This is a genomic window from Nocardia sp. NPDC059180 (assembly GCF_042754945.1).
Taxonomy (GTDB): domain Bacteria; phylum Actinomycetota; class Actinomycetes; order Mycobacteriales; family Mycobacteriaceae; genus Nocardia.
On record NZ_JBHZBU010000003.1, the window covers coordinates 387,424 to 403,251 of the forward strand.

At 68.2% G+C, this 15,828-nt stretch carries 15 protein-coding genes; 14 read left to right on the forward strand and 1 reads right to left on the reverse strand.

Going from position 1 to position 15,828, the window contains the following annotated elements:
• The first annotated feature begins 94 nt into the window (after positions 1-94).
• The 11 genes from ACFXNW_RS12190 to ACFXNW_RS12240 all read left to right on the forward strand — a co-directional run bounded on the left by ACFXNW_RS12190 (position 95) and on the right by ACFXNW_RS12240 (position 11,626).
• Positions 95-250, forward strand: coding sequence for a hypothetical protein (locus ACFXNW_RS12190; protein WP_379417691.1), 156 nt, complete (start codon positions 95-97; stop codon positions 248-250).
• Positions 247-2,760, forward strand: coding sequence for an ATP-binding protein (locus ACFXNW_RS12195; protein WP_379417692.1), 2,514 nt, complete (start codon positions 247-249; stop codon positions 2,758-2,760). The genes ACFXNW_RS12190 and ACFXNW_RS12195 overlap by 4 nt, the downstream gene beginning before the upstream one ends.
• Positions 2,760-3,467 (forward strand): response regulator, encoded by a 708-nt coding sequence (locus ACFXNW_RS12200; RefSeq protein ID WP_379417693.1) that lies wholly within the window; start codon positions 2,760-2,762, stop codon positions 3,465-3,467. Before ACFXNW_RS12195 ends, ACFXNW_RS12200 begins: the two co-directional genes overlap by 1 nt.
• A gap of 64 nt (positions 3,468-3,531) precedes the next feature.
• On the forward strand, positions 3,532-4,032 hold the full coding sequence (locus ACFXNW_RS12205; RefSeq protein WP_379417694.1) for an OsmC family protein: 501 nt from the start codon (positions 3,532-3,534) through the stop codon (positions 4,030-4,032).
• Positions 4,032-4,322 (forward strand): acylphosphatase, encoded by a 291-nt coding sequence (locus ACFXNW_RS12210; RefSeq protein WP_379417695.1) that lies wholly within the window; start codon positions 4,032-4,034, stop codon positions 4,320-4,322. Before ACFXNW_RS12205 ends, ACFXNW_RS12210 begins: the two co-directional genes overlap by 1 nt.
• Positions 4,323-4,354: 32 nt before the next feature.
• A complete protein-coding gene (locus ACFXNW_RS12215) occupies positions 4,355-5,095 on the forward strand; it encodes a hypothetical protein (RefSeq protein ID WP_379417696.1) in 741 nt (246 codons plus the stop codon).
• Positions 5,095-6,261, forward strand: a complete 1,167-nt coding sequence (locus tag ACFXNW_RS12220) for a glutathionylspermidine synthase family protein (RefSeq protein ID WP_379417697.1) — start codon at positions 5,095-5,097, stop codon at positions 6,259-6,261. The genes ACFXNW_RS12215 and ACFXNW_RS12220 overlap by 1 nt, the downstream gene beginning before the upstream one ends.
• Before the next feature lie 51 nt (positions 6,262-6,312).
• Positions 6,313-6,762, forward strand: coding sequence for a DUF350 domain-containing protein (locus ACFXNW_RS12225; protein ID WP_379417698.1), 450 nt, complete (start codon positions 6,313-6,315; stop codon positions 6,760-6,762).
• Between the two features lie 144 nt (positions 6,763-6,906).
• Positions 6,907-7,335, forward strand: coding sequence for a DUF1707 domain-containing protein (locus ACFXNW_RS12230; RefSeq protein WP_379417699.1), 429 nt, complete (start codon positions 6,907-6,909; stop codon positions 7,333-7,335).
• A 275-nt stretch (positions 7,336-7,610) separates the two neighbouring features.
• On the forward strand, positions 7,611-11,315 hold the full coding sequence (gene smc, locus ACFXNW_RS12235) for a chromosome segregation protein SMC (RefSeq protein ID WP_379417700.1): 3,705 nt from the start codon (positions 7,611-7,613) through the stop codon (positions 11,313-11,315).
• 68 nt (positions 11,316-11,383) lie between these two features.
• A complete protein-coding gene (locus ACFXNW_RS12240) occupies positions 11,384-11,626 on the forward strand; it encodes an antitoxin (RefSeq protein ID WP_379417701.1) in 243 nt (80 codons plus the stop codon).
• Between the two features lie 72 nt (positions 11,627-11,698).
• Here ACFXNW_RS12240 and ACFXNW_RS12245 read toward each other — a convergent pair whose 3' ends face one another.
• Positions 11,699-12,088, reverse strand: coding sequence for a DUF2237 family protein (locus ACFXNW_RS12245; protein ID WP_379417702.1), 390 nt, complete (start codon positions 12,086-12,088; stop codon positions 11,699-11,701).
• Positions 12,089-12,209: 121 nt separating this feature from the next.
• Between ACFXNW_RS12245 and ftsY the strand changes: the two genes are divergently transcribed.
• The 3 genes from ftsY (at position 12,210) to ACFXNW_RS12260 (ending at position 15,791) form a co-directional block, all read left to right on the forward strand.
• On the forward strand, positions 12,210-13,781 hold the full coding sequence (gene ftsY, locus ACFXNW_RS12250; protein WP_379417703.1) for a signal recognition particle-docking protein FtsY: 1,572 nt from the start codon (positions 12,210-12,212) through the stop codon (positions 13,779-13,781).
• Between the two features lie 368 nt (positions 13,782-14,149).
• Positions 14,150-15,448 carry an ammonium transporter gene (locus ACFXNW_RS12255; protein ID WP_379418123.1) on the forward strand — a complete coding sequence of 433 codons (1,299 nt, stop codon included), beginning with the start codon at positions 14,150-14,152 and terminating at the stop codon, positions 15,446-15,448.
• Positions 15,449-15,452: 4 nt separating this feature from the next.
• Entirely contained in the window at positions 15,453-15,791 is a 339-nt protein-coding gene (locus ACFXNW_RS12260; protein ID WP_014352094.1) for a P-II family nitrogen regulator, read from the forward strand.
• Positions 15,792-15,828 lie beyond the last annotated feature (37 nt).

A 15,828-nucleotide genomic window follows, 5' to 3' on the forward strand; every position in this document is an offset into this window, starting at 1 on the left:
CGCGGTCCGCCCCCGAAACCGGCGGTAAAAAGTGGGACACCGGCCGATCGGAAACCCCATGCGACCGGTGCACAGGTGGTGGAAGGAGCTCGTTGTGTCGGCTGTGACCGTTGTGGTCGTTCTCGGCTTTGTCTGTTGCGCGCTGGCCATCCGCGTGATCGGCATGCGACAGGATCGGCAGCGCTCGCGAGTGGTGCGCGTGCACCCCTACCGGGCATCGGCCCCTACTCGCGCGATGATGGACGAGTGAAGCGCGGGCGTCTGCGGATCTACCTCGGTGCCGCACCGGGAGTCGGCAAGACCTACGCCATGCTCGGCGAGGCCCACCGGCGGCTGGAACGCGGCCGGGATGTGGTGGCCGCCGTGGTGGAGACCCATGGTCGCGCCAAGACCGCCGCACTGCTGGACGGCCTCGAGAAGGTTGCGCCGAAGATCATCGAATACCGGGGCACCGCGCGGCCCGAACTCGATGTGGACGCGGTGCTGCGGCGCGGCCCCGCGGTGGTGCTGGTGGACGAACTCGCCCACACCAACACACCCGGTAGCAAGAACGAGAAACGCTGGCAGGACATCGCCGAACTGCTCGACGCGGGCATCGACGTGATCTCCACGGTCAACGTGCAGCATCTGGAAAGCCTCAATGATGTGGTCGAGCAGATCACCGGCATCCAGCAGCGCGAAACCGTCCCTGATGCCGTGGTGCGCAGCGCCGAACAGATCGAGTTGGTCGACATCACTCCGGAAGCGCTGCGGCGCAGGATGTCCCACGGCAACGTCTACGCCGCCGAGAAGGTCGACGCGGCACTGCGCAACTACTTCCGTCCCGGCAACCTCACCGCCCTGCGTGAGCTGGCGTTGCTGTGGCTGGCCGACCAAGTCGACGCCGCGCTCGCCAAGTATCGGGCCGACCACCGGATCACCGAGCTGTGGGAGGCGCGTGAGCGGGTCGTGGTCGCGGTGACCGGCGGACCGGAGTCGGAGACGATCGTGCGCCGCGCGAGCCGCATCGCGACCAAATCCAGCGCCGATCTCGTTGTCGTGCATGTGGTGCGCGGTGATGGCCTCGCCGGTGTCTCCACCGCCCGGCTGGCCCGGCTACGCGAGCTCGCGGCCAGCCTCGACGCCTCACTGCACACCGTGACCGGCGAGGACGTGCCCGCGGCGCTGCTGGAATTCGCCCGCGAGGTGAACGCCACCCAGCTCGTGCTCGGCACCTCGCGGCGCTCGCGGTGGGCGCGGATGTTCGACGAGGGCATCGGATCCTCGGTGGTGCAGGAGTCCGGCAAGATCGACGTCCACATGGTCACCCATGAGGAAGCCAATCGGGGGCTACGCAGGCACTGGCCGGCATTCCGCCGACCGGTGTGGGCGTGGGTGGCGGCGCTGGTGGTGCCGGTGCTGGTGTGCGCGATCGGGGTCTGGTTCCTCGACAGTGCCCTCGAATTGGGCGGGCTCAGCGCGATGTTCTTCGTCGCGGTGGTACTGGTCTCGCTGCTCGGTGGCGTGCTGCCCGCCGCGATATCGGCGCTGCTGTCGGGTGTGCTGCTGAACTGGTTCTTCGCCGAGCCCCGCTACAGCCTCACCGTCGCCGAACCCGACAGTGTGATCACCATTGCCGTGCTGCTCATCGTCGCGGTAGCCATGGCCGCGCTGGTGGACCGGGCGACCGCGCGAACCAGACAGGCGCGCAAGGCGTCCCGGCAGGCGGAGCTGCTGACCGTGTTCGCCGGCGCCGTACTGCACGGTGCGGATCTACCGAAGCTGCTCGAACAGGTCAGGGAGACCTACGGCATGCGGGCAGTGGCGCTGGTGGCGGGGGAGACGGTTCTAGCCGCCGTCGGTGTCGAGCCACCGGTTCGTCCGGCCGAGGCCGACACCACGATCGAAGCCGGCGATACCGTGCACCGGCTGCTGTTGTCGGGGCGCCCGCTGGCCGCCGGTGATCGCCCGGTGCTGACGGCTGTCGCGAACCAGGCCGTCGGGCTGGTGCGGCAGGCGCGATTGGCCGAGGAGGCGGGCGCGGCGGCGGCGCTGCTGGAGGCCGACCGCCTGCGGCGGGCGCTGCTGTCGGCGGTCAGCCATGATCTGCGCACCCCGCTGGCCGGGGCGAAGGCGGCGGTATCGAGCTTGCGCAGCGATGACGTCGAGTTCTCGCCCGAGGACACCGCCGAACTGCTCGAGACGGTCGAGGAATCGGTGGACCAGCTCACCGCGCTGGTGGGCAATCTGCTGGATTCGTCGCGACTGGCCGTCGGTGTGGTGTCACCGCAGCTGCGGCAGGTCTACCTGGACGAGGTGGTGCACCGTGCGCTGGTCGGGGTCGGGATGGGGGCGCGTGGCCTGCGTCGCGCCGCGATGGACCGGGTGGAGGTCACGGTGGATTCGCTGTCGGTCCGCGCGGACGGTGGCCTGCTCGAACGAGTGCTGGCCAACCTCATCGACAATGCGTTGCGCCATTCCACCCCCGCCACCCCGATCCGGATCACCGCCGAACGCGACGGGGACAAGGTCGCCATCGCGGTGGTCGATATCGGACCCGGTATTCCGGCCGGTGCCGAGGAGCAGCTGTTCGAGCCGTTCCAGCGACTCGGGGACCGCGACAACACCACCGGGGTCGGTCTCGGGCTGTCGGTCGTGCGCGGCTTCGTCGAGGCGATGGGCGGGAGCGTGCACGCCGAGCCCACGCCGGGAGGAGGATTGACCATGCTGGTCGAGCTGCCCGCAGGAGATGGTCGCGACCACAGAACCGGGAAGGCGTGATGACCGAGAACAAGCCCGACGCGATCGCAACCAAGGTGCTGGTGATCGACGACGAACCGCAGATCGTGCGCGCGTTGCGCATCAACCTGTCGGTGCGCGGGTACGAGGTGTTCACCGCCGGAAACGGCGCCGCGGCGCTGCGGGTGGCGGCGGACAGGCATCCGGACGTGGTGATCCTGGACCTCGGGCTGCCCGATATCGACGGCATCGATGTGCTGGCCGGGCTGCGTGGCTGGACCTCGGCGCCGGTGATCGTGCTGTCGGCGCGGACCGATTCGGCCGACAAGGTGGAGGCGCTCGACGCGGGCGCCGACGACTACGTCACCAAACCGTTCGGCATGGATGAGCTGCTGGCCCGGCTGCGCGCGGCCGTCAGGCGTGGCGCCACCGACGGCGAATCCGGCGATCCGGTGGTGGTGACCTCGTCGTTCACCGTCGACCTCGCCGCCAAGAAGGTCACCAAGAACGGCGCGAACGTGCATCTGACGCCCACCGAATGGGGCATGCTCGAGATGCTGGTGCGCCACCGCGGCAAGCTCGTCGGACGCCGTGAGCTGCTGCGCGAGGTGTGGGGTCCGTCCTATGCCACCGAGACCCACTATCTGCGCGTCTACCTGGCCCAGCTGCGCCGCAAGCTCGAAGACGACCCGTCGCAGCCCAAGCATCTGCTCACCGAGGCGGGCATGGGTTACCGGTTCCAGGAATGAGCGCACGGGGCGTCGGTGTTGGCAGGCGTGAATCGCCTCCGAGACAGATGGCAGGATCGAGCCCATGGCTGAACAGACCGCCGCACCCGTGACCGACGCCGCCGCACCGGCGAACAGCACCGCATCCGCGAACACCGCCGCACCCGGATCCACGGCCCTGTGGGTCGAGCGCACCGGCACCCGGCGCTACACCGGACGCAGCTCCCGCGGTGCCGAGGTACTGATCGGGTCGGAGAGCGTGCCCGGCGTGTTCACCCCCGGCGAGCTGCTGAAGATCGCGCTCGCCGCCTGCTCCGGGCTCAGCTCGGATTTCCCGCTCTCGCGCCGCCTCGGCGACAACTACGACGCCACCATCCGGGTCTCCGGCGCCGCCGACCGTGAGAACGAGGTGTATCCGCAGCTCGACGAGGTCTTCGAACTCGACCTCAGCGAACTGGACCCGGAGGCCCGGGAGCGACTACTGGTCACGGTGCAGCGCGCCATCGACAAGGTGTGCACCGTCGGCCGCACACTGAAGGCGGGCACCAACGTCACCCTGTCCTTCGATGTCGACACCGCCGACTGATGCCTGCGGGCCCGCAGGAGCCGGTCCGGCTCAGCGCCTGGGTGCACGGGATGGTGCAGGGTGTCGGGTTCCGCTGGTGGACTCGTTCGCGCGCACTGGAACTCGGCCTCACCGGGCATGCGACCAACGCGCGCGACGGGCGGGTACACGTCGTCGCGGAAGGCTCCCGGGTGAATTGTGACCGGCTGCTCGAGTTGCTTCGCTCCGGTGAAACGCCCGGTCGTGTCACCCTGGTGGTGGACAATTGGGAGCCCACGCGCGGTGATCTGAGCGGATTCGAGGAGCGGTAGATTGACCGACCGGGCGAGCGGGGAGGGTAGGCATGAGTGACACTCCGAACGGCGAGAACCGTCCCGAGGACGGGTCGGCAGAACCCGGCGCCGGGAACGGCCCGCCACGGGAGCCCGGTCGATCCGACACCGGTCGGCCCGAACCGGACCGTCCAGAGCCCGGCCCGGCCGAATCGCCCGACCAGCCGCCATCGCTGTCGAAGCCGCCGACCCCGCAGCCTGCGCAAACACCCGCGCCCACACCGCGCCCCGGCAGCATCCAACGCCAGGAACCCGGCAGCACCCAGCCGCGTCCGCCGACGGTGGCCGAATCGCGGGCCAGGGACAAGGCACGCAGGAAGGCCGAAGCCGAGGCGCAGGCCGCTGCCGCCCGAGAGGAGGCCTCCCGGCGTACTCGCAAGCGCGTGATGATCGGCGGCGCGGCCGTCGTCGGTGTGGCGGCGCTGGTCGGTGGCGGCTACCTCGCCTACCGGGCGGTGGCTGCGCCGGATCAGGTCACCGCCTACTGCACCGTCATCGACGAGAACGGCAACGAAACCGTCGTCGAGGACGATCGGTGCAGCCGCGCCAGCTCCGCCGGCCACGCCGGGATCGGTGGCATCTTCATCTACAACGGCATGCAGTACCGGTATTACTACGGCGGTAACAACACCGTCGGCACACCGCCCGTCGGTGGGACGACGGTCAAACCCAAGGGCGCCGAGATCACCACCAAGAGCGGCACGGTCATCCAGCGGGGTGGGCTCGGCAGCAAATCCGGTGGAGGTTCCTGATGCGGCGAGTCCGCGACATACCGCGCGCCGGCTGGCAGGCGATCACCGAGGATCAGGGGCTCGTCTACGGGGCTCCCGGCCGTGACGCCAGCGGTAATCCGCGGCCGTACTGGGACGAATCGGTGCACTACGAATTCGAGATGGACGAGATCCTCGCTCTCGAAGCCGATGTCGAACTTCTGCATTCGATGTGCCTCAATGCCGTGGAACACGTGGTGCTCACCGAGCGTTTCGGTGATTTCGGCCTGCCCGAATGGAGTTGGGGGCCGATCGCCGAATCCTGGCGTCGCGGTGACCCGTACGTGTACGGCCGGTTCGATCTGCGCTACGACGCGCGCCGCCCGGCGAAGTTACTCGAATACAACGCCGACACCCCGACCTCGCTGCTGGAAGCGGCGATCGTGCAATGGCATTGGCTCACCGACCGCTATCCCGGTGGTGACCAATGGAATTCGCTGCACGAAAAGCTGGTCGAACGCTGGTCGCAATTGCGTACATCCCTTCCCGGCGGTCATCTGCACTTCACCTGGTCCGGTGCCGATGCGACCGGCGAGGACAATGTCACCACCGCCTACATGCAGGAAACCGCCGCCGAGGCCGGATTCGACACCATCGCCCTGCCCATCGAGGAAGTCGGCTACGACACCGAACTGGATCGGTTCGTCGATCTGGCCGAGGCGCCGATCGAGGCGATCTTCAAGCTGTACCCGTGGGAATGGGTGCTCGACGACGAATTCGGTAAGCGGGTCGTCGACAGCCTGCCCGAAACCGCGTGGATAGAGCCGCTGTGGAAGACCCTGCTCAGCAACAAAGCAATCCTGGCCGTGCTGTGGGAGATGTATCCGGGGCACCCGAACCTGCTGCCCGCCTATCTCGATCAGCCCAACGAGCTGACCGAATACATTCGCAAACCCAAGCTGGGCCGCGAAGGCGCCAATATGACCATCGTCGGCGCCGGACTCGAAACCGCCACCGGCGGCGTATACGGCGAGGAAGGCTACGTCTACCAGCTGCTCGACCCGCTGCCGATCTTCGATGACATGCGTCCGGTCCTCGGGACCTGGCTCGTCGGCGACGAAGCGGCCGGGCTCGGTATCCGGGAGACCGCGGGTTTGATCACCGACGACGGCGCTGCCTTCGTGCCACATCGGATCATCACCGAATAGATTGCGTGGGCGAGCACCCCGCCGCGCTTCCCGTCCCTCGGAAGGATCACGATGACCGATCTCGCCCTCGATTCGAGCTACTGGAGTTCGCTGGGCGACGGTGTGGGGGCCATCCTCCTCTACGCCATCGTCGGGTTGGTGCTGATGGTGATCGGCTTCTACGGCATCGACCTGACCACACCGGGCAAGTTGCGCACGCTGGTGGTCGAGGGCAGGCCGAACGCCATCGTGGTGACCGCCGCGGGCATGATCAGCATGGCGTTCATCGTGGTGCTCGCGATCTTCGCCGCGGCAGGCAAGCTGGTGGAGGGGTTGATCGCGGCGCTGGTCTTCGGGCTGGTCGGCATCATCGCGCAGATCATCTCGGTGCGCGTGCTGGAGAAGGCGATCGGGATCGATATCGGTGCGGTGCTGCACGCCGACCAGTTCGCAATCGAGGCGCTGATCGTCGCGGCGGCGCACTTCGCGCTGGGCCTGGTCGTCGCCTTCGCCATTCTCTGAGGTCCTCGGCCATTCACTGACGTTCCCGCGTCCTGTTCGCATCGCGGCGACTCTTGACATTCCACAGTGGAAGTCGCATCCTGGATGCGTATTCCACTGTGGAATGTGGCTCGATCGCACGAGCCCCTGTCGTTAGGAACTGCTATGGAGATCTCGCCGGGTACCCGAGCTTCCGATGCCGAACGCGCCCAGACCGTTGAGCTGCTGAACAGGCACCTCGCCGATGGCAGGCTCGACCTCGCCGAATACGACCAGCGGGTCGCGCAGGTCTACGCGACCACCACGCGCGACGATCTCGGCCTCGTGCTGTCGGACCTGCCGAAACTGCCCAAGGTGCCGGGCGAGAAGGCAGTGCGGTCGCGGGCGTCGCGTATCCCCATCTGGCAGCGCATCGAGGCGGCATCCTGGGTGTCGGTCAGCGTGCTGGTGCTCATTATCTGGGGCACCATCTCCCTCGCGGCCGGCGAATTCACCTACCCGTGGCCGATTTGGGTGATCGGCCCGTGGGGCGCGGTGCTGGCGTTCCGGGCACTCACCGGCTTCGAATCCGGGCGGTCCTGTCGACCGGTGTGATCGCACCGATCGCGGGTTCGGTCGCGTTACCCGGATCCCGGACCAGGCGCAATCAGGTTTTGGCCGCGCGGGGCAGTCGCGCGAAAGCTCGCGGTGTGCTGTGCTTGGCGCACACCGCTCGGCGGAGCCGGTGAAATGCCGGACTTTCGGCGGCGGGTCGTTAGCCTGGGGAGGGCCGTGCTCGCAAGGTGGTGGACAGTCAGCCGCTACGATGCCTGGTCGCCGGAGTATGACCGGGCGGTGGTCCCCATGGCAGTACAGAAAGGTCGCCGGATTTGCATCTGAAGAGCTTGACGTTGAAGGGTTTCAAATCCTTCGCGTCCGCGACGACGCTGCGGTTCGAGCCGGGGATCACCTGCGTGGTCGGTCCGAACGGATCCGGGAAATCCAACGTCGTCGACGCGCTCACCTGGGTGATGGGCGAACAGGGCGCCAAGGCGCTGCGCGGCGGAAAGATGCAGGACGTCATCTTCGCGGGCACCGCGGGACGAGCCGCGCTCGGCCGCGCCGAGGTCACGCTCACCATCGACAATTCCGACGGCGCCCTGCCCATCGACTACGCCGAGGTCTCCATCACCCGGCGCATGTTTCGCGACGGCGCGGGCGAGTACGAGATCAACGGGAGCTCCTGCCGGCTGATGGACGTGCAGGAACTGCTCAGCGACTCCGGTATCGGCCGGGAAATGCACGTCATCGTGGGGCAGGGTCAGCTCTCGGCCATCCTGGAGTCCAGGCCAGAGGACCGCCGCGCCTTCATCGAAGAGGCCGCGGGCGTGCTCAAACACCGCAAACGCAAGGAGAAGGCGGTCCGGAAGCTGGAGGCCATGCAGGCCAATCTGGCCCGGCTCACCGACCTCACCACCGAACTGCGCCGCCAGCTCAAACCGCTCGGCAGGCAGGCCGAAGTCGCCCGGCGCGCGCAGACCGTGCAGTCCGATCTGCGCGATGCCCGCCTGCGGCTGGCCGCCGACGATCTGGTGACCCGGCGTCGCGAACTGGAGAGCCAGCAGAGCAAAGAGGCCTACGCCCGCGAACAGCAGATCACGGTGCAGACCGAGCTCGACGCTGCCAACGCCGCACTCGCCCAACAGGAGTTCCAGCTCAGCAAGCTCACCCCGAGCGCCGAAGCCGCGGCTCAGCTGTGGTTCCAGCTCTCGGCACTGGCCGAACGAGTCAACGCGACCATCCGGATCGCCGGCGATCGCGCCCGTCATCTGGACACCAGCGCGCCCGCGGGCACCGGACGCGACCCCGACCAGCTCGAAGCCGAGGCCGACCGGGTGGAGGCCGAGGAGGCCGAACTGCGCGAAGCGGTGGAGATGGCCACCGAAACCCTGGATGCCGCGCGCGACGCGCTGGCCGAACGCGAACACGCCGCGAAGGCGGCCGAGCAGGCGCACCTCGCCGCGGTACGCGCCATCGCCGATCGGCGGGAAGGCCTGGCACGGCTGTCCGGCCAGGTCGATACGTTGCGGACCCGGGCACAATCGGTCGACGCCGAGATCTCCCGGCTGTCGATATCGATCGCCGAGGCCAGGCAGCGCGGCGAGGCCGCGCAGGACGAATTCGACACGGTGCAGACCGAACTCGGTGACCTCGATGCGGGTGAGGCGGGTCTCGACGCCCAGCACGAGCACGCCGTCCAGGCATTGAAACTGGCCGATCAGCGCGTCGACGAACTGCGCGAACAGGATCGCGACGCCGGAAAGCGGGTCGCGTCGCTGACGGCAAGGATCGAAGCGCTCGGTATGAACCTCGCCCGCCGCGATGGTGCGGGCTGGCTCACCGAACATCACGGTCACGACCTGGTCGGTCCGCTGTCGACGCTGATCCGGGTGCATCCGGGATTCGAGGCGGCCGTGGCGGCCGTACTCGGTCCACTCGCCGACGCGGTCGCCGCCGCATCGGGGAGCAGCGCCTACGCCGCGGTGCAGGCGTTGAAGGCTGCCGATGGTGGCCGGGCGGCGCTGGTGTTCGGTGCCGAGGGCGCGCAGTCGGCCGATCGCGCGCCGGCAGGCCCATCGACCACCGACGCACAACCCGGTGACCGCGCGCTCGTCCGAAACGCGGCCTCCGCCGCGGATACCGGCGCATTGCCCGATGACGCGCGCTGGCTGGGAGCGGTGGTCGATTGCGCGGAGGCCGTGCATGGTGCCGTCGCCGCGCTCACCACCGATGTCGTCGTAGTCGACGACCTCGCCGCAGCCGCAGAACTGCTCGCGACCCTCCCGCAGCTGCGCGCGGTGACCAAAGACGGCGATCTGGCGGGCACCGGCTGGCTGCTCGGCGGATCAGACCGCGCGCCGAGCCAACTCGAGATCCAAGCCGATGTCGATGCCGCCGAGGCCGAACTGATCGCCGCGCGTCGTCGCGCCGAGGAACTCGAAGCCGCACTGGCCGGCGCCCTCGCCGAACAGACCGACCGCAAGGACGCCGTCGATCACGCCCTGCTTGCGCTGCACGAATCCGATCAGGCGCTGGTCGCGATCTACGAGCGGCTCGGCAGGCTCGGCCACACCGCGCGTGGCGCGCACGCCGATATCGACCGGCTCACCGCCCAACGTGGCGAAGCCGAAGCCGGACGTGAACAAGCCCTCGCCTCGCTCGCCGAGCTCGAAGACCGGCTCCGTCACGCCGAACTCGAACACTCCGACATCGACGACGACGGTATGGGCGCCGCGGGCACCGAAGCCGCGGGCCGAGCCCGCGAGGAGGCTGCCGCCGCGCTCGCCGAGGCCCGCTCGATGGAGGTCGAGTCGCGCCTGGCTGTGCGCACGGCCGAGGAGCGCGCCGAATCGGTGCGTGGTAAGGCGGATTCGTTGCGTCGTGCCGCCCGCGCCGAACGTGAAACGCGTGCGCGTGCCGAACAGGCCCAGGCCGCGCGCAAGCAGGCGGCCGCGGTCGCTGCCGCCGTCGCCGAGTCCGGTGCGAAGGTGGCAGGAGAACTCGAAGGTGTGGTCGCCGAAGCGGCCGCCCGCCGCGACCAGTTGGTGCGCCGCCGCACCGAATGCGCCGCGCAGGTGGACCAGATCAAAGAGCGGACCCGCGCCCTGACCGCCCAGCTGTCCCAGCTCACCGACGCCGTCCACCGTGATGAGGTGGCAAAGGCGCAGGCGGCGTTGCGGATCGAGCAGCTGGAGGCAACGATCGCCGAACAGTTCGGTATCGCGCTCGGCGACCTCATCGCCGAATATGGTCCGGATACTCCGCTGCCGCCGTCGGCGCTGGAGTGGCACGAATACGAGCAGGCCAAGGAACGCGGTGAGGACGTCACCGCACCGGTGCCCATGCCGTTCGATCGCGCCAGTCAAGAGCGAAGGGCCAAACGGGCGGAGAAGGACCTGGCCACCCTCGGCAAGGTGAATCCGCTTGCGCTGGAAGAGTTCGCCGCGCTCGAGGAACGCTACAACTTCCTCGCCACCCAGCTCGAAGACGTCAAGAACGCGCGCAAAGACCTGCTGGACGTGGTCGCCGAGGTCGACGCCCGTATCCTGCAGGTCTTCACCGAGGCCTACGCCGACGTGGAGCGCGAGTTCGTCGGTGTCTTCTCCAAGCTGTTCCCCGGCGGTGAGGGCAGGCTGCTGCTCACCGATCCCTCCGACATGCTGACCACCGGCATCGAGGTGGAGGCCCGTCCGCCCGGTAAGAAGGTCAAGCGGCTGTCGCTGCTGTCCGGTGGCGAGAAGTCGCTGACAGCGGTGGCGCTGCTGGTATCGATCTTCCGTGCTCGCCCCTCGCCGTTCTACGTCATGGACGAGGTGGAAGCCGCCCTCGACGACACCAACCTGCGCCGCCTGATCGGGCTGTTCGAACAGCTGCGGGAGAAGAGCCAGCTGATCGTCATCACCCACCAGAAGCCGACCATGGAAATCGCCGACGCCCTCTATGGCGTCAGCATGCGCGGCGACGGCATCACCCAGGTGATCTCACAGCGGATGCGCGGGCAGAACTTGGCGCCGGTGGGTGCCGCGTCCGGCTGAGGGGCGAACCGATTCTGCGCCGGAAACAAGATCGGCGCGCCCGTGAATACGCCACTATCGTCGTCGGCATGGTCACCATCGAAGTGCGCGACATTCCCGACGACGATGCCGAGGTACTACGTCAGCGGGCGGCAGCTGCCGGGCTGTCGTTGGAGGAACACGTTCGCGAGCAGTTGATCGCCTCGGCGCGCAGGCAGTACCGGGTCGAAGCGTTGGAAGACATCCGCAAGGCGCTGGCCGCCAGCCCGTTGCCCGGCGAGAATCCGGACAAGGTCGTCGAAGACCTGCGGCGCGAATTCGAGGACTGCTGAGCACTCCGGCTCGAACCATCGGCACACCGGCGACCCGCATCGGGCGGGTTGCCGGAACAGCCGCTCACCCGTTCACAACAGATCGCTGACGTCGTCGGGCACATCGACGGCGTATTTGCGCAAGATGTCCATCGAGATCACTTCCAGAGCGTTCTCATGGGTGGCCGCCAGCACCACCGGCGCGGCGACACCGTCCTCATGCGCGTGTAACCAGCGCACCGCCACCACACACCACCGGTCCCCGGGCTGCAATCCGGGGAAATTGTTCTCCGGGCGCGGGGTGCTCAGGTCGTTGCCGATCGAACCCTGGTGTTCCAGAAACTCGGTCGTGACGACCGTGCACACGGTGTGACTACCCAGGTCCTCTGGGCCGGTGCTGCAGCAGCCGTCCCGATAGAAGCCGGTCAGCGGATCGGTACCGCACTCTTCGAGCGGACCCCCAAGCACGTTTCGATCTGTCACGTCGCCGATCCTATGGGCACGCCGCGAGAAGTTCCGCAGGACAAGAAATCTCACGGGCTGTGTCTGGACGTCTTTCCTGGTCCGGGCGGGTCGATGACCGGCGCGAATCGGTTCTGCAAGGATGGTCGGCGTGAGTTCCGAAGCCTGGATTCTGATCGCGGCGATCGCCGCCGTCCTGCTCGTCGCGCTCGTTGTCGGATTCGTCCGGTATCGCAGCGGGCGGGTTTCGCTGACGGCGCCGACCGAAGACAAGGAGCTGACCGACAAGTCCGGTGGGTACAAGGCCTCCGGCGGATTCAACTTCAGTCAGGGTGGCACGGCCACCGCCACCCCGCCCGAACCGCTGGCGGCCGAACGGACCGACACCGAGGGGCAGCCGCATATCGGCGACGATGCCGCCATTCCGCGGGACGCACCGCGGCGCGGCATCACCAATGTTCCGCTGCCCGAACCGACCGACCTGGCCGAGGCGCCCGGCGGCGCCGCCACCGCTGAGGCGCCCGCCGAGACCACGGCCCCCGAGGCGGCGCCCGAAACGGCACCCACCGAGGCGGCTGCGACCGATACCGAGGCCGTGACCTCGGCGCCCACTGATGAGACCACGGTGCCGGACTCTGTTGCCCCGGACACCGAGACCGCGCCCGCGAAGACCGAGGCCGTCGACACCACGCCGACGGCAGACACAGCCCTTTCGGTCGAAACCGCGCCCGAGGCGCCGCTTGTCCCCGACACTGCCGCCGAGGCCGAGCCCGCCCCCACGCTCGAGGAGATCGAGCCCACCGAGGGCCGCCTGGTGCGGCTGCGTGGGCGCCTGTCGCGCTCGCAGACCGCGGTCGGTAAGAGCCTGCTCGGCCTGCTCGGTGGCGGCGACCTGGACGAGGACTCCTGGGAAGAGGTCGAAGACACGCTCGTCCTCGCCGATCTCGGCACCGCGAGCACTGCGGCCGTCGTGGAACGGCTGCGCGAGGAGATGGCCGCGCGCAGCGTCCGCACCACCGACCAAGCCCGTGCGGTGCTGCGTGACGTCCTGGTCGAGGCGCTGCGCCCCGAACTGGATCGCTCCGTGCGTGCCCTGCCGCACGATGACCACCCGTCGATCCTGTTGGTCGTCGGCGTGAACGGCACCGGCAAGACCACCACCACCGGCAAACTGGCCCGCGTGCTCGTCGCAGACGGTCGCCGGGTGCTGCTCGGCGCCGCCGATACCTTCCGCGCCGCCGCCGCCGATCAGCTGCAGACCTGGGGTGAACGGGTCGGTGCCGATACCGTGCGCGGTAAAGAGGGCGCGGACCCGGCAGCGGTCGCCTTCGACGCCGTCGCCGCGGGTATCGATCGCGGCGTGGACGTCGTGCTCATCGACACCGCGGGTCGCCTGCACACCAAGACCGGCCTGATGGACGAACTCGGCAAGGTCAAGCGGGTCGTGGAGAAGAAGGCCGAGGTCGACGAGGTGCTGCTGGTGCTCGACTCGACCGTCGGTCAGAACGGCCTCATGCAGGCGCGGGTGTTCTCCGAGGTCGTCGACATCACCGGCGTCGTGCTCACCAAGCTCGACGGCACCGCCAAGGGCGGCATCGTCTTCCAGGTGCAGCACGAACTCGGCGTCCCCGTGAAGCTCGTCGGTCTCGGTGAGGGCGCCGACGATCTCGCCCCGTTCGAACCCGGCGCGTTCGTCGACGCACTGCTCGGCTGAGCATCCGGTCCGGATCGAGCATCGCCTGCTCGATCCGGACCGGCTCCGCGATCTCGCGGGCCCCGCCTTGCCGAGCCCGCCATCTCCGCCGATTCCCGCCGAAACCGTCGATCAGCTGCGGGTTCGCTGCCGCGACACGCCGCTCACACGCGGCAGGAAACCTCCTGTGCACAGTTGGAAACGTGGTAGCAACACGGGGGCACCATCCGTTCACGTAGGTGAAACACGGGGGCGCCACGGATGAAACACCGAATGAGCAACCTTCTGTGCAGGTCCATTTCGCCGGAATCGGCGGGGCCCGAGATGAGGAGGACATTAAGGTGGCATTTCCCGTAATCGGCGCGCCGGACGCCGGTGACACCGCATGGATGCTGACCAGTTCAGCGCTCGTGCTGCTGATGACACCCGGACTCGCGTTCTTCTACGGCGGCATGGTCCGCGGCAAGAACGTGCTGAACATGATCATGATGAGCATCAGTGCCATGGGCCTGGTCGCCGTGCTGTGGGTGCTCTACGGCTTCTCGGTCACCTTCGGTGACGACACAGCCAACCTCATCGGTGATCCGGGTCAGTACTTCGGGCTGAAGCAGATCTTCGGTGGCGCGTACCTGGCCGACGCCGATACCGGCGCCGAGGCCGCGATCCCGCTGGCGGGCACCATCCCGCTGACGGTGTTCGTCGCCTTCCAGGCCATGTTCGCGATCATCACCGTCGCCCTCATCTCGGGTGCGGTCGCCGACCGCATGAAGTTCAGCGCCTGGCTGATCTTCGCCGGCATCTGGGCCACCGTCGTCTACTTCCCGGTGGCGCACTGGGTCTTCGCCTTCGACGGCGTCACCGCCGAGGCGGGCGGCTGGATCGCCAACAACCTCAAAGCGATCGACTTCGCCGGTGGTACCGCGGTCCACATCAACGCCGGTGCGGCGGGCCTGGTGCTCGCGATCGTGCTCGGTAAGCGCAAGGGCTGGCCCAAGACGCCGTTCCGTCCGCACAACCTGCCGTTCGTCATGCTCGGTGCCGGTCTGCTGTGGTTCGGCTGGTTCGGCTTCAACGCCGGTTCCGCGGTGGGCTCCAACGGCATCGCCGGTGCCGCCTTCCTGACCACCGTCGTCGCCACCGGTGCGGCGCTGCTGGCCTGGCTCGTGGTGGAAAAGATCCGCGACGGCAAGCCCACCTCGCTGGGCGCCGCCTCGGGCATCGTGGCCGGTCTGGTCGCCATCACCCCGGCGTGTCACTCGGTCAACGTCGTCGGCGCCCTCGCCATCGGTATCACCGCGGGTGCGCTGTGTGCCCTCGCCGTCGGCCTGAAGTTCCGCTTCGGGTTCGACGACTCGCTCGACGTGGTGGGTGTGCACCTGGTCGGTGGTCTACTCGGCACCCTGATGGTCGGCCTGGTCGCGGCGCCGGAAGCGCCCGCGGCGGTGAAGGGCTTGTTCTACGGTGGTGGCATCGAGCAGTTGAAGCTGCAGGCAGTCGGTGCGTTCACGGTGCTGGCCTACTCGCTGGTCGCCACGGCCGTCATCGCCTACCTGATCAAGTTCACGATCGGCCTGCGCGCCGACGAAGAAGGCGAATTCGTCGGCATGGACGAGTCCGAGCACGCGGAAACCGCATACGATTTCGCTGCTGTGGGTGGCACGGCACGTTCGGGCGTCAAGGAGGCATGACGACATGAAACTGATCACCGCAATCGTGAAACCGTTCACGTTGGAGGACGTGAAGACCGGTCTCGAGCAGGCGGGCGTGCTGGGCATGACCGTGAGCGAGGTGCAGGGCTACGGCCGGCAGAAGGGGCACACCGAGGTCTACCGAGGTGCCGAGTACTCGGTGGATTTCGTGCCGAAGGTCCGGGTCGAGGTCGTCGTCGACGACGCCTCCGTAGACAAGGTCGTCGAGGTGATCGTCGAGGCCTCGCGCACCGGCAAGATCGGCGACGGCAAGGTCTGGGTGACCCCGGTCGAGACGATCATCCGGGTGCGCACCGGCGAGCGCGGCACCGACGCGCTGTAGCGGTATTTCGAGTCGAGCGGCGGCCCCGCTCCCGCCG

Coding starts and splice junctions, on each gene's coding strand:
- ACFXNW_RS12230 (WP_379417699.1), top strand. CDS start 6,907: ATGGAGATCTCGCCGGGTACCCGAGCTTCCGATGCCGAACGCGCCCAG.
- ACFXNW_RS12255 (WP_379418123.1), top strand. CDS start 14,150: ATGCTGACCAGTTCAGCGCTCGTGCTGCTGATGACACCCGGACTCGCG.
- ACFXNW_RS12260 (WP_014352094.1), top strand. CDS start 15,453: ATGAAACTGATCACCGCAATCGTGAAACCGTTCACGTTGGAGGACGTG.
- ACFXNW_RS12225 (WP_379417698.1), top strand. CDS start 6,313: ATGACCGATCTCGCCCTCGATTCGAGCTACTGGAGTTCGCTGGGCGAC.
- ACFXNW_RS12220 (WP_379417697.1), top strand. CDS start 5,095: ATGCGGCGAGTCCGCGACATACCGCGCGCCGGCTGGCAGGCGATCACC.
- ACFXNW_RS12215 (WP_379417696.1), top strand. CDS start 4,355: ATGAGTGACACTCCGAACGGCGAGAACCGTCCCGAGGACGGGTCGGCA.
- ACFXNW_RS12210 (WP_379417695.1), top strand. CDS start 4,032: ATGCCTGCGGGCCCGCAGGAGCCGGTCCGGCTCAGCGCCTGGGTGCAC.
- ACFXNW_RS12200 (WP_379417693.1), top strand. CDS start 2,760: ATGACCGAGAACAAGCCCGACGCGATCGCAACCAAGGTGCTGGTGATC.
- ftsY (WP_379417703.1), top strand. CDS start 12,210: ATGGTCGGCGTGAGTTCCGAAGCCTGGATTCTGATCGCGGCGATCGCC.
- ACFXNW_RS12205 (WP_379417694.1), top strand. CDS start 3,532: ATGGCTGAACAGACCGCCGCACCCGTGACCGACGCCGCCGCACCGGCG.
- ACFXNW_RS12240 (WP_379417701.1), top strand. CDS start 11,384: ATGGTCACCATCGAAGTGCGCGACATTCCCGACGACGATGCCGAGGTA.